The sequence below is a fragment of the Devosia chinhatensis genome, assembly GCF_000969445.1.
Classification (GTDB): domain Bacteria; phylum Pseudomonadota; class Alphaproteobacteria; order Rhizobiales; family Devosiaceae; genus Devosia; species Devosia chinhatensis.
The window spans coordinates 739,549-753,372 of the sequence record NZ_JZEY01000054.1 but is presented as its reverse complement, the minus strand read 5'-3'; the positions used below and the strand labels follow the sequence as shown (position 1 = coordinate 753,372).

The 13,824-nt window shown below is 60.8% G+C and carries 11 protein-coding genes; 3 read left to right on the top strand and 8 right to left on the bottom strand.

Annotated elements, in window-relative coordinates; genetic code table 11:
• Nucleotides 1–45 precede the first annotated feature (45 nt).
• From VE26_RS03660 to VE26_RS18240, 3 genes are all read left to right on the top strand, one after another.
• A complete protein-coding gene (locus VE26_RS03660; protein WP_046103803.1) occupies nt 46–714 on the top strand; it encodes a response regulator transcription factor in 669 nt (222 codons plus the stop codon).
• A complete protein-coding gene (locus tag VE26_RS03655; RefSeq protein ID WP_200897208.1) occupies nt 715–3,177 on the top strand; it encodes an extracellular solute-binding protein in 2,463 nt (820 codons plus the stop codon).
• Nucleotides 3,178–3,359: 182 nt separating this feature from the next.
• A complete protein-coding gene (locus tag VE26_RS18240; RefSeq protein WP_200897207.1) occupies nt 3,360–3,533 on the top strand; it encodes a hypothetical protein in 174 nt (57 codons plus the stop codon).
• Between the two features lie 156 nt (nt 3,534–3,689).
• Here VE26_RS18240 and VE26_RS03650 read toward each other — a convergent pair whose 3' ends face one another.
• From VE26_RS03650 to VE26_RS03615, 8 genes are all read right to left on the bottom strand, one after another.
• Nucleotides 3,690–5,237 (bottom strand): tripartite tricarboxylate transporter permease, encoded by a 1,548-nt coding sequence (locus tag VE26_RS03650; protein ID WP_046103802.1) that lies wholly within the window; start codon nt 5,235–5,237, stop codon nt 3,690–3,692.
• Nucleotides 5,237–5,737 carry a tripartite tricarboxylate transporter TctB family protein gene (locus VE26_RS03645; RefSeq protein ID WP_046103801.1) on the bottom strand — a complete coding sequence of 167 codons (501 nt, stop codon included), beginning with the start codon at nt 5,735–5,737 and terminating at the stop codon, nt 5,237–5,239. The genes VE26_RS03650 and VE26_RS03645 overlap by 1 nt, the downstream gene beginning before the upstream one ends.
• Nucleotides 5,734–6,678: a Bug family tripartite tricarboxylate transporter substrate binding protein gene (locus VE26_RS03640; protein ID WP_046103800.1), complete on the bottom strand. Its 945-nt coding sequence runs from the start codon at nt 6,676–6,678 to the stop codon at nt 5,734–5,736. Before VE26_RS03640 ends, VE26_RS03645 begins: the two co-directional genes overlap by 4 nt.
• 102 nt (nt 6,679–6,780) lie before the next feature.
• Nucleotides 6,781–7,773 (bottom strand): MDR family oxidoreductase, encoded by a 993-nt coding sequence (locus VE26_RS03635; RefSeq protein ID WP_046103799.1) that lies wholly within the window; start codon nt 7,771–7,773, stop codon nt 6,781–6,783.
• Nucleotides 7,774–7,938: 165 nt separating this feature from the next.
• Nucleotides 7,939–10,206 carry an NADP-dependent malic enzyme gene (locus VE26_RS03630; RefSeq protein WP_046103798.1) on the bottom strand — a complete coding sequence of 756 codons (2,268 nt, stop codon included), beginning with the start codon at nt 10,204–10,206 and terminating at the stop codon, nt 7,939–7,941.
• A gap of 174 nt (nt 10,207–10,380) precedes the next feature.
• On the bottom strand, nt 10,381–11,223 hold the full coding sequence (locus tag VE26_RS03625) for a carbohydrate ABC transporter permease (protein WP_046103797.1): 843 nt from the start codon (nt 11,221–11,223) through the stop codon (nt 10,381–10,383).
• Nucleotides 11,223–12,155: a carbohydrate ABC transporter permease gene (locus VE26_RS03620; RefSeq protein ID WP_046103796.1), complete on the bottom strand. Its 933-nt coding sequence runs from the start codon at nt 12,153–12,155 to the stop codon at nt 11,223–11,225. Before VE26_RS03620 ends, VE26_RS03625 begins: the two co-directional genes overlap by 1 nt.
• Nucleotides 12,156–12,288: 133 nt before the next feature.
• Nucleotides 12,289–13,545, bottom strand: a complete 1,257-nt coding sequence (locus tag VE26_RS03615) for an extracellular solute-binding protein (RefSeq protein WP_046103795.1) — start codon at nt 13,543–13,545, stop codon at nt 12,289–12,291.
• Between the last annotated feature and the right edge of the window lie 279 nt (nt 13,546–13,824).

Genomic DNA, 13,824 nt, shown 5'->3' with positions numbered 1-13,824 from the left:
CCCTCCGCCCAGCCCTGGCTTTAAACTCGGGCTGGGGATGGATGCATGCGAATTCTGCTCGTCGAAGACAATGAGGACCTGGGCGAAGCCATCGAGAAGCGGCTGCGCAGCGCCGGCCATTCGGTCGAATGGGTCAAGGATGGCGCTCAGGTCGTGGCCATGGCGGAAAGCGAGCCATTCGACGCGGTGACGCTCGATCTGATGCTGCCCAATCGCGACGGCATCGGGCTGATCTCGGACCTGCGCAAGCGAAAATTCAATGCCCCTATCCTGGTCATCACCGCGCGTTCGGAGATTGACGACAAGGTCAGCCTGCTGGACCTTGGAGCCGATGATTACCTCGTCAAGCCGTTCGATCTGCGCGAGCTCGAAGCGCGGCTGCGCGCCCTGCTGCGCCGCACCGGTGGCCAGGCCTCCAGCGCCATTACCCTGGGCAATCTCGAACTGGACCTTTCGGCCCTCAACGCGGCCATCGACGGGCGCGCCCTTGAACTGGGCCGGAGGGAATTCCGGCTCCTTGAAATCCTTGTGGCCCATGCGGGCAAGGTCGTGCCCAAGGAACGGCTGATGAACCAGCTGTTCAATTTCGACGAGAGCGTTTCCATCAATGCGCTCGAGCTGCATATTTCCCGCCTGCGCAAGAAGCTCGATGGTGCGCAGGTTGAGATCGGTACGGTTCGCGGCGTCGGTTACCTGATGCGGGTCGTCGGCTAGGTGCGCGCCCTAACCATCAAGCCATTCTCCCTGCGCCGGCGGATTTTCGCTTTGGCGGTGGGTCTGCTCCTGCTTGCCTCTTTGGTCCTGATCGTTTTCATCCGCGACTATGCGGAACGTGCTGCAGACCGGGCCTTCGATCGACTTCTGGCCGCGTCGGCGCTCACCATCGCCGGAGCCGTGCAGGTGGAAGCCGAGGCAGTGATCGTCGAAATTCCGTTTGCCGCCTTTGCGATGTTTTCCGGCCAGGACCGGGTCTTTTACGCAGTAGAGGACCCCTATGCGCGCACCGTGACCGGCTATGAGGACCTCGCCGCGCATATGCCCGAAACTGTTTCCGGAGAACCGCATTTCTCCGATCTCGTCTATCGCGAAGACCTCGTAAGGGTGGTCAGCGTTGGCCGCCTGATCTCCACGCCCAGCGACACAGGATGGGTCACCATTCATGTTGCCGAAACGCAAAACCAGCGCAATTCCCTGGCCAACGAAATCCTCTCCAATGCCGTGCTGCCCGTGATCGCGCTGACCTTCCTCGCCGTGGGCCTCGTCTGGTTCGGTATCACCCGCATGTTTGCGCCGCTCACCCAGCTGGAACAGGACCTGCGCGCGCGTGCGCCCGACGACCTTTCCGCCATTACCGTCCCCGTGCCCAGCGAGGTCGAGCATCTAGTGTCAGCGCTCAACGGCTTCATGGCCCGGCTGCGCAACGCCATGGAGCGCGTGAGTGGTCTTGTGGCGGAAGCAGCTCATGAGGTGCGGACGCCGCTCGCCTCGCTGCGCGCCCAGGCGGAGGTGGCGATGGATGAGCAGGACCCCGAAGCACTGCGCCGCCGCGTCGGTCGCATTCATACCGGTGCCGTGCAGGCAAGTCAGCTGGTCAGCCAGCTGCTCATGGAGGCTACGATTTCCCATCGCCTCGAAAACCAGGATAATGACGCCACGACACTGGGCGCCGTGATCGACGATGTCCGCCAGCGGCTGGACCCGGACCAGGCAAGCCGCATTCAAGTGGACTTGGCGACCGGGGCCGGAACGGCAATCATCCGCGGTGACAGGGTGGCCCTGCGGGAAATGATGCGCAATGTGGTCGACAACGCTCTGGTGTATTCGTCCAGCCCTGTCGAAATCAGCGGAACGCTGGGTGCGGGTCGCCTGGAGGTCATTGTGCAGGATCGCGGGCCGGGCATCGACGCCAGCGAGAAAACGATGGTGCTCGAACGGTTCAAGCGCGGCGCGACCAGTGCAGGGACGGCCGGCTCGGGCCTTGGACTTTCCATTGTCAGCCGGGTGGTCGAAGCGCATGGCGGCCAATTGTCTCTGAAGGATCGGGATGGTGGCGGGCTGATCGTCGCCATCACGCTGCCCACTCCGAAACGAAGCTCGGCCGTGCCGGGGCTGGCGATGGCACTTATTCTCGCCAGCGCGCTCATCACCCTGCCACCTCAGTCCGTCGACGCCGCCACCAGCGTGCACGCGGCGCCCGATGGTAGCACCGAAAAGGTCCTGACGATCTTTGGCACCACCGATACGCCGTTATTCGAGTATTTCATCGCCGCCTTCCAGGACCTGCATCCCGATACTGGGGTGATCTACGAAGAGTGGGACTCAAGGCCACTCTATGAGAACTATCTTGCCGGCTCGCTTTCAGCCCTTCCGGACCTGCTGATCAGCTCAGCATCCGACCTTCAACTGAAGCTGGCCAATGACGGATATGCCCAGCCGCATGACAGTCCGTTTCTGGACGCATTGCCCGACTGGGCGCACTGGCGCAACGAGGTCTTTGGCTTCACCTTCGAGCCGGCCGTCATCATCTACAATCCCGATCTCATCACCGGGGCTGAAGTACCCCGCAGTCACCTCACGCTGGCTGAACTACTCGAAACCCAGACCGAGCGGTTCCGCGGCCGGATAGCCACCTATGACATCGCCCTCTCCGGCGTGGGTTATCTCCTGGCGGCGCAGGATCAGACCATATCATCCACCTTCTGGCGACTGGCCAGCGCGTTCGGACGTGTCAACGCACAGTTCTCCGGGTCCAGTCCGGCCATTCTCAACGGCGTGGCCGACGGCACCCTTGCCTTGGGTTATAACGTGCTGGGCTCGTACGCTTTTGCCCGACAGGCAGAGGGCGCCAATATCGAGATCGTGGTGCCGGACGATTACGTTCTTGTGCTGACGCGATCCATGCTCATTCCCCGCGACGCTGGACATGCCGACTTGGCGCGCGCCTTCATCGATTTCGCGCTCTCGCCAGCCGGCCAGGCAGTGGCCGCCGGCCCGACGGCCCTGGGTGCCGTTGTGCCCGATGGTTCAGGAGATTGGACCAGCGAAGCCATTGCCGCCCGCGGGCGTGGCGTTATCCAGCCAATTCCAATCGGCCCGGGGCTCCTGGTCGCTCTCGACACGCTGAGACGGCAGCGGTTTATCGACACCTGGCAGGAGATCGTTTCTCCCAAGCCCTGAACGATCGCACGAGGCCAATGCAGTTCCACACGCAGGGCTGGTATTCGCCAGGCGCCAAGTTTTTCGCTCAGCGCATGGCTGGGGTGAGCAAACCAACCCTACAAGTCAGTCGCCGACGCGCCCATCTTGTGTTCATGGAAACGGCCGGGAATTATCCCAGGTCCTGATGAAAGGATTTAACCATGAGCACCCCGCGCAAGAACAAGTTTTTTGCGACACTCGACACTTTTGCCACCGTGTTCGGCAGCGCTGCTGCAGTTTCGGCGGCTGTCGAAGCTGGCCGGGCGCCCAAGGCGAAGCACCTTGAATCCCTGGGCATCGACCCGGTCGCGTTCCGCACCATCGGTAAGATCTAAGAGCTTCGCTCGCGGCCGTTGCGGACCGCTTTCCCTGCGCGCGTTACCTCATCTCGCGGTAACTGCGCGGATCTGCCGGTATGACAAAGCCCGGGTGCCAGTTCCTGTCTGGCATCCGGGCTTTTTGCGTCAACACGCATGCCCCTGTTATGGCGGCTAGTCCTCGTCGCTTGCCAGCTGGCCAAGGACCTTGCCCTTGCCGCGCAGACGCAGGATGAGCGGCAGGCCCACGGCGATCAGCGCAACCACATAGAGCACCATGGAAATGGGCGAGTTGACGAGGATCGCAGGATCGCCCTGGCTGATCGCTAGGGCACGGCGCAATTGCTGTTCGGCCATGGGTCCGAGGATCAGGCCCACCACGACCGGAGCGATCGGGTAACTGAAGCGGCGCAGGAAATAGCCCAGGATACCGAACAGCAAAAGCAGCACGAGCTCGAACGAAATCCGAACCGGGCCGATCCCCATGGACATCGCGCCATTTGCCCCCAGCGTGCCGAGGGTAGCGAAGACGAGAATGCCGGCATAAAGCCATGGCTTGGGCACGGTCAGCAGCTTTACCCACAGACCGATCAGCGGCAGGTTGAGCACCAACAGCATGAAGTTGGCGACCAGAAGACTGGCAATGAGCGCCCAGACCAACGGCGCATTGTTGGCAAACAGCAATGGGCCGGGCTGCAGCCCGAATTGCTGGAAGCCGGCCAGCATAATAGCCGCAGTTGCCGTAGTTGGCAGGCCTAACGTCAGGAGTGGCACGAGCGTGCCTGCCGCCGAGGCATTATTGGCTGCTTCGGGTCCTGCGACGCCTTCGATTGCCCCGTTTCCGAATTCCTCGGGATGCTTGGTGAAGCTCTTTTCGGCACTGTAGGACAGGAAACTGGCCACGTCGGCCCCGCCCGCGGGCATGGCGCCGATCGGAAAACCGATGGCCGTGCCACGAAGCCAGGCGGCCCAACTGCGCTTCCAATCTCCAAGGGTCATCCAGACCGACCCCTTGACCGCCATCACCTTGGCAGCAACTTGCTCACGATCCGAAGCGGTCTTGAGCGTCTCGCCGATGGCGAACAAAGCCACGGCCAGCGTGGTCACCTCGATGCCGTCGAGCAGATCCATGACCCCGAAGGCAAGGCGTGTCTGGCCCGACTGCAGGTCGATCCCGATCAAGCCCAATCCGAGACCGATAAACAAAGCCGTCAGGCCGCGCAGTGCGCTGTCGCCGAACGCGGCCGAAACGGTCACAAAGGCCAGCACCATCAGAGCGAAATAGTCGGCGGGCCCGAAGGACAGGGCAAACCGGACCACGAAGGGCGCGATAAAGGCGAGGCCGAGGGTGGCGATCAGGCCTGCGACGAAGGACCCGATGGCAGCCGTGGCAAGTGCTGGGCCGCCCCTGCCCTTGCGCGCCATCTTGTTGCCCTCGAGCGCGGTGACGATCGAGGCGCTTTCGCCCGGCGTGTTGAGCAGGATGGACGTGGTGGACCCGCCATACATGCCACCATAATAAATGCCGGCAAACATGATCAGTGACCCGGCCGGATCCAACTTGTAGGTCACGGGCAGCAACAGCGCGACGGTCAACGCCGGGCCGATGCCGGGCAGTACGCCCACGGCTGTTCCCAGGGTCACACCGATCAGGGCGTAGATCAGGTTTTGCCATTGCAAGGCCGCGATGAGACCCTGGCCGAGGAGTTCGAACGTATTCATCAGACGAGGCTCCCCGTGGTCAGCAACCGTTCAAGCACACCCGCCGGCAGCGACAGCATCAGGCCCTTGGCGAAAATGAACCAGACGATGAAGGCAAAGACGATACCTATGGGAATGGTCTGCCAGAGAGGTCCGCGCCCGAACGCTTTGGCAGTGAAGGCGAAGAGCACGCCCGTCGCCACCGAGAAACCGGCCGTCGACAGCAGAAGGATCTGACCGACAAGGCCACCGACGATCCAGAAAATCGGGCGGTAATCGTCCTTGCTGCGTTCGGGAAACCCGTTGCGCAGGGCCGAGACGATGGTGCCGATCGACAGCAGGAGCAGGCCTGAGGCAATCACATAGGGGAAGACCGTTGGCCCCACACGCTGCTGGATGGGGGGTACGCGCATCTGGCTGGTCTGCCAGAAGATGATTATGGCCAACCCTGCCAATATGGCCGCGATGACGAGCGCCGCCCCATCGGGGCGGCGCTCGGGCCTGGAGGAGCCTGTTGTCATTGGACCAGGCCGATGTCTTTCAGGATGGTCTCGGTCGCGGCGATGTCGGCAGCAAGCTGCGCATCGAAGGCTTCGCCATCAAGGTAGGTGTCGACCCAGCCGCGGCTTTCGAGAGCAGCCTGCCAGGCGTCGGACTGAACCATTGTCTGGATGTCGGCTGTAATGGCAACCTTCTGCTCGTCGGAGATGCCCGGAGCGGCGGCAACCATGCGCCAGTTCTGAACAGCCAGATCGACGCCGGCTTCCTTGAGGGTGGGGCCATCAACGCCCGGCACGCGGTCTTCGGACGAAACCGCGATCAGGCGGAGATCGCCGGCCTCGATCTGGGACGCAAATTCGCTGATGCCCGAAATGCCGACCGTCACCTGGCCGCCAAGTACGGCGGCAAGGGCCTCACCACCGCCGGAATAGGCGATGTAGTTGACCTGCGTCGGATCAGCCCCGATTGTTTTAGCGATAAGGCCTGCCGTGATGTGATCGACACCACCAGCTGACCCGCCGGCCCAGGATACGGCGCCGGTGTTTTCCTTCAGCTTGGCGACAAGATCATCGAGCGTCTGGATATCGGATGCAGCCGGAACGACAATCGCCACGGCTTCGCCGGTGAGGCGTGCAATCGGGGTCACCTGTTCCAAGGTTACGGGGGACGCGTTGGTCAGGATCGCGCCGACCATGACGTAGCCGCCGACGATCAGGGCATTGGGGTTGCCCGATTCCTGGGTGGCGAACTGGGCCAGACCGATGGTCCCACCGGCGCCGGGAACATTGACCACCTGCACGTTGGAGGACACACCGCTCGAAACCAGGGCCTCCTGCATCGTGCGGGCCGTCTGGTCCCAGCCACCACCCGGTGCTGCTGGCGCGATGATATTGTAGTCGGCCGCGTAGGCCGACACCGAAAGGGCGCCGGAAACCAGCGCCGCAAGAAGCAGCTTGTTCATAATTCCTCCCAAACAAGTCGAACGTCATTGCGTCCGTACGGGGAGCTTATGCAGGCTTGCCTGTCACCGTCCTGTCACTGAGACAGAAAGTGAAGGGCGTCATCAGCGTGATGGGTCGACGATGACACGGCCATGGACCTTGCCAGCCAGAATATCCATGGCCTTATCATGCAACTGCTCGAGGCCGATCACCTCGACATTGCCTTCATAAGCCGCAAAGTCGAACAGTCCGGCGAGGCGAGTCCATGCAGCGACGCGGGACTCAAAGGGCTGCATGACGCTATCGATGCCGAGCAGGTTCACCCCGCGCAGCAGGAAAGGCAGGACATTGGTATTGAGGCCGATGCCGGCTGCATTGCCGAGAGCTGCCACCGAACCGCCATAGGCAATCTGGCGAAGCAGCTTGGAAAGAATATCTCCGCCCACGCAATCGATGGCAGCTGCGAAGCGCGCGGTTTCCAGGGGTTTGTCTGGCTGAGCCATAAAATCAGTGCGGTCGAGAATGGTCGATGCACCGAGTGCTCTCAGCATCTGGGCATGTTGCGGCCGCCCTGAAAGTGCCGTGACCGAATAGCCGAGCCGGTGGGCCAGCGCCACTGCGATGGAGCCGACGCCGCCGGCGGCGCCGGTAACGAGCAACTCGCCTCCGTCCGGTGTCATGCCAAGGGCTTCAAGCCGATTGATCGCCAGCATTGCGGTGAGGCCGGCTGTTCCGATGACCATTGTCTGGCGAGTGGATAATCCTTCTGTGAGCGGGACAAGCCAATCGCCCAGGACCCGGGCTCTTTGCGCATATCCACCCCAATGGGTTTCGCCGACCCGCCAGCCGGTCAAAACCACGCCATCGCCAGGGCGATAGCGGTCATCGCTGCTTTCCCGCACGCGCCCCGCAAAATCGATGCCGGCAACATGCGGATAGGCGCGCACCAGCCCGCCCTTTCCAGTCAGGGCCAATCCATCCTTGTAGTTGAGTCCGGCCCAATCGATGTCGACCGTTACATTGCCCTCAGGCAGGCGCCCTTCGTCGAGCTGCTGCACAGACGAAGAAACGCTGCCGTCATCGGCCTTTTCAGTCAGCAGGGCACGGAACGTCATGGGCTTTTCCTCCTGGTCCGCTCCTCTCCCCGAAGCGGTTGTCGACGACCTTAACGGAGCGCGCTGAGGTGTGACCAGTCCCCAGCGTCTCCAATCCTTCTTCCTTGGCCCAAGGGATCATTTCCAGGCAGGCGGGAAACATCCGGCAAAAAGCGAAGAAGCCGCCTAACCTGCTGCTTCCGTAGCGGCAATCGCTGCCATATTGACCAACCCTCTGGAGGTCACCGTCGGGGCGACGATATGTGCCGGTTGGCGCGTCCCCATCAGGATGGGGCCGATGTGCAACCCGTTATTGAGCTCCTTGAGCAGGGTCATCGAGAGATTTGCAGACTCGAGATTGGGGAAGACAAGCAGGTTGGCTTCGCCCGAAAGGACCGAGTCGGGAATATAGCGCGACCGCAGTTCCGCATTGACCGCCAGATCGCCCTGCATCTCGCCTTCGACCACGAGATCGGGCGCCACGGCCTTCAGCCGCTCATAGACAGCGCGCATTTTTACGGAGGTGTCGCCATCGCGAGAACCGAAGTTCGAATAGCTCAGCAATGCGGCCCTGGCATCTATGTTGAAGCGCTTGAGATGGTCGCGAGCCTGCAGTGTGATCGAGACGAGTTCGTCCACGCTCGGATCGATATTGGCATATGTGTCCGCCAGGAAGAACACGCCCCGATTGAGTAGCAGCATCGAGAGCGCCGAGAGCTGGCTGGCATTGTCCGCAAGGCCGATGATGGAATGAATGTCCCGAGCATGCTTGATAAAGCGCCCCTGCAAGCCGCAGATCAGGGCATCTGCCTCACCGCGTCGCACCGCGAGCGCACCAATGACCGTAGTATTGGTGCGCACGATAGTGCGGGCGGTATCGGGCGTGACGCCCTTGCGGCCGACCAAGGCATGAAATTCAGCGACATAGTCGCGGTAACGAGGATCGTCTTCGGGGTTGATGATCTCGAAATCGCTGCCAGGACGGATGGTTAGGCCGAAACGCTCCAACCTTGATTCAATCACCGAGGGCCGCCCGATCAGGATCGGCTTGCCGATACCGTCTTCGAGAATGACCTGGGCGGCGCGGAGTACCCGCTCATCTTCACCCTCGGCAAAGGCGATGCGTTTTCCGGCGGCCTGGGCGCGCTCGATCATCGGCTTCATGACCATGCCCGACCGGAAGACAAAGCGGCGGAGCTGGTCGCGATAGGCATCGAAATCGGCGATGGGGCGAGCGGCGACACCGGAATCCATCGCCGCCTTGGCGACGGCCGGGGCAATGCGCAGGATCAGGCGCTGATCGAAGGGGTTGGGGATGAGATAATCTGGTCCAAAGATGGCGGGGACGCCATGAGCGGTGGCTTCGAGGCCCGGCTCATGCGCAAGCCTGGCGATGGCATGGGCAGCGGCGGCCTTCATCTCTTCGTTGATAATGGTGGCGCCGCAATCGAGCGCGCCGCGGAAGAGAAAGGGGAAGCAGAGAACGTTGTTGACCTGATTGGGATAGTCCGAGCGACCCGTACAGACCAGCGCATCGGGGCGCGCTTGCTTGGCCAGTTCCGGCATGATTTCGGGAACGGGATTGGAGAGACCCAGGATCAGCGGATTGGGGGCCATGTTCTTCATCATTTCGGGCTTTAGCGCCCCGGCCTTGGACAGGCCAACATAGATGTCGGCGCCGTCCATGACCTCGGCAAGCTCTGTCTTGTCGGTATCCTGCGCAAAGGCGCCGCGCCAACGGTCGACCGAATTGTCGCGCTTTTTGGTGACGAGGCCCTTTGAGTCGGCGATCCAGATGTTTTCGCGCTTGGCGCCCACCGCGATCAGCATGTTCATGCAGGCGATGGCCGCGGCCCCTGCCCCGGATGTGCAGATCTTGACCTTGGAAATGTCCTTGCCGACGAGGCGCATGGCGTTGATCACAGCGGCGGCGACGATGATGGCAGTGCCGTGCTGGTCGTCATGAAAGACCGGGATGTTCATGCGCTCGCGCAGGACTTCTTCAATCTCGAAGCATTCTGGCGCCTTGATGTCTTCGAGATTGATGCCACCGAAGGTCGGCTCGAGCGGGGCGACGATCTCGATGAATTTCTTGGGGTCCTGCTCGTTGACCTCGATGTCGATGGAATCGATGCCGGCAAATTTCTTGAAGAGGACCGCCTTGCCTTCCATGACCGGCTTGCTGGCGAGTGCGCCGATATTGCCCAGGCCCAGCACAGCCGTGCCGTTGGAGATAACCGCGACGAGATTGCCCTTGGAGGTATAGCGATAGGCGTCGGCCGGATTGGCGGCTATTTCCTCACAAGGCGTGGCGACGCCGGGAGAATAGGCAAGCGACAGGTCGCGAGTATTGGCCAGCGGTTTGATCGGCGTGATCTCCAGCTTCCCGGGGCGCGGGAATTCATGGAAATGCAGCGCGGCTTCTTTCAGGCTTTGCGCCTTCTCGTCGGACATTCGATCTCTCCTGTAATCGCCTCCCCAGGCGAACGGTTTGCAGAGCAGGAAAGATCGTGAGTGAACAGCTAGGCTTTAGTTGCACTCCCTGTTTTCAGAGTCCGAAATGGGCAGAACGCCTAGGCCGTCAAGGACGGCCTTGGCCAATGTGAGGGCAACAATGTGATCACATGGTCACCCCTTGACCGCACCACCGGTGAGGCCGGAGATGACGAAGCGTTGCGCCGCAAGAAAGAATGCAATGGCAGGCAGGATCGACAGGGTCAGATAGGCCAGGATGCGCGGCCAATCCGAGCCATATTGTCCCTGGAACTGCATGATGCCGAGCGGCCAGGTGTATTTGGCCTCCGAATTCAGCACGATAAGAGGCAGGAGGAAGCTGTTCCAACTGCCGACGAAATTGAAGACGCCGACCGTTGCAATGATCGGCAGGCACAACGGCAAGGTGACGTACCAATAGATACGGATATAACCGCAATTATCCATGCGCGCTGCATCGACCAGTTCCTTCGGCAGCTCCTTGAAGAAGTTATGGAACAGCAGAACGGCAAAGGACACGCTGAACGCGACCTGGACGATAATGATGCCCCAGTGGCTGTCGAGCATCCCCAGATCGCGCATTTTGATGAACAGCGGCAGAATGCCGGTCGCGGACGGGAAAAGCAGTCCCAGCATCAGATAGCCCATCAGGAAGCGGCTGCCGAAGAACTTGATATGAGCCAAGGCAAAGGCGGTCATCGAGGCGACCAGCGTGGACAGGACGACAGTGCCCGCCGCGATAAGGAACGAGTTCATCAGCGAGGAGAAGTATCTAGGGCCACCCAGGATTTCGATGAATCGAATCGGATCCCAGCTCTGCGGGAAGCCAAACGGGTTCACCCGCAATTCGCCGATCTCTTTGAAGCCGCCGAGAGCGGTCGTATAGAACGGTACGATTACGAAAATCGCCACAAGAACAAGGCTTGCCCACTGGACGGGCGAGACGGCGGGACGGCGTTTCTTGGAAGCGGCGGCCATCAATTGTGCTCCACCCGAAAGAGAATGCGACGATAGGCCAGCGCCACGACCACGCAGGCGATGAACAGCAGAACGCTGACCGCACCTCCGAAACCCAGGTTCATGCGCAGGATGCCGAACTGATAGAGGAAGGTGACGATGGTGTGGCTGGAGTGCGATGGGCCGCCATTGGACAACGGGATGATCAGATCAAAGAGCTGCAAGGCGCCCGTTATGGAGAAGAACACTGAAATGACCAGCGCCGACCGGACCATGGGGATCTGGATATGGCGCACGATCTGCCATTTCTTGACACCGTCCAGCCGCGCGGCCTCGATAACCTCGCCGGGAATGGATTGAAGGCCGGCGATATAGATCATCATGTGGAAGCCGAAATATTTCCAGGTGATGACCAGCATGATCGCAGGGATCACCCAGGTGCGGTCGCCGAGCACGAAAGGCATCTCGACGCCTATCGCCCCGCCGATGGCCGGTAGCAGGCCATAATTGCCGTCATAAACAAACTTCCAGATCAGGCCGGCTGCGACTTCCGCGAGCATGAACGGAAGGAAGAAGATCGTGCGCATGACATTGATGCTCACACCGCGCTCGGACAAGGCGATGGCGCACCACATGGCGAGGGGCAATTGGATGGCGAGGGAGACAGCAACCGCGATGAGGCTGTTGCGAACGGCCGTACCGAAATTTCGGTGCGTCAGCACGTCCTCGTAATTTTTGAAGCCGACAAAGTCGGTGATTGGGCCGTAGCCGTTCCATTTGAAGAAGGAAAACGTAGCTGCGTCCACCATGGGCAGAGCGACGAAGACTGTGAACAGCAGCACCGCCGGCGGCAGGAACAGGAGCAGCGGCACCAGGCTCTTGCGCTCGGCGAGTCGCCGCCGTCGACCGCTCAAGGCAGAGCCAGCACTGGCTCCGGTGACGATAGATGTCATATTGGCCCCCGATATCCGTCGGCGCGCTCGTTGGCGGCCTGCCTTCGGAACACTGCGGCGCTAATCACCGCAAGATGGTTGCTGGGATCCGGCAGGCAGAAGGGAACACCGCCTGCCGGTTGGTAGCCGGCTCCTAGAGGGAGTCGTCCACGGCTTCCTTGATCAGCTCTGCAGCCTCTTCGGCACTGATCGAATTACCAGCCAACTCCGCGGACACGTCATTGACCACGCCACCTACATTGGGACCTAAAGCCTGATCGAAGAACAGTGCATGCCAGTGCGCATTGCCGATATTGCGGGCGATCTGCACCTTAAAGGGATTGGTCATGACGTCGGCGGCCCCCTTCGAGATGGGAATATAATACGCATCCTTTGCGTATTTCGCCTGGTTCTCCTGGTTGTTGAAGAACTCCACCCAGCGCACAGCGGCGTCGGAGGCATTCTTGCTGAACAGCACGCCGCCCAGCCCGCCAAGGGTATCGGTGGGATCGCCCTTTCCGCCTTCGATCGTGGGGAATGGCAGAATGCCAAGGCTTTCATCGGGAATGCCTTCCTTGTTGGCAGAATTATCCTTCATAGCGCCATAGTCCCAGTCGCCCATCAGGTGCATCGCCGCCTTGCCGTCGCCGAACAGGCCTGACGCATCGCCATAGCCGGCAGCGAGATAGCCTTGCTGCCATGGCTCCATTGCAGCCAATTCGAGGAAATAGTCGCCGGCCTTAACGAAATCTTCCCCAGCAAAGCCATCGCCTTCACCGCGCGCAGCCGCCTGGAAACCGTCCTGGCCCGCCAACCGCACGACGAGCTTTGACCACCAGAAGTGGGCCGGCCACTTGTCTTTGGCGCCGAGCGCAATCGGGGTAATGCCAGCATCCTTGAAGGCCTGCACGCCCGCCAGGAAACCGTCCCAGGTTTCCATGCTGGCCGGATCGACGCCGGCCTGCTCGAACAGGTCCTTGTTGTACCAGAGCACGACTTCCGCCACGTCGCGGGCTACGCCATAGAGGTGCCCGTCTTCTGCCGTGAAGGCGGAAATACCTGCTGAACCAACCGCTTCCTTGGCTTCTTCGCTCAGGACATCCTCGACTGGACGCAGAAAGCCGGCCTTGGCTTGTTCGTAAAAGACGCCGCCGCCCCAGGTATGAAAGACATCGGGCGCGTCTGCAGACTGCAGAAGGGTCGTCAGCTTAGCCTTGAACGCCTCGTTCTCAAGGAAGGGCAGCTCGACCACGATGTCGGGGTTTTGCGCCATAAAGTCGGCGGCGATGGAATTCATCAATTCCACTTCTGCCGGGATGGACGTGATGTGCAGATGCCTGACCACAGTCTGCGCCTGCGCGGGCAAAAGCGCAGCCAGACTGAGCGTTGCGGCAAGCGCAATTCGCTTCATTTAATCCTCCTGTCCTCATGCGGCCCACAACCACCGGATCGCGGGGTCCTCCCAGGCCGCAGCGGCGCATCGTTTTCCGACCGTCACCACTTGCTACTTTTTACGCATCCCGTATTAAATAAGCAAGAGTGACGTACCTCACTTTTTGAAATGCAAAATGCCTGGCCTATTCTGGATTTTATATATCTGAAATTATTGATTTTATTTTTTGTGGCCGACATCGCATCAGGCAATTTGACGAAGAAGCGCTGGATTTGATCAGGGCACTAAATTAAATAA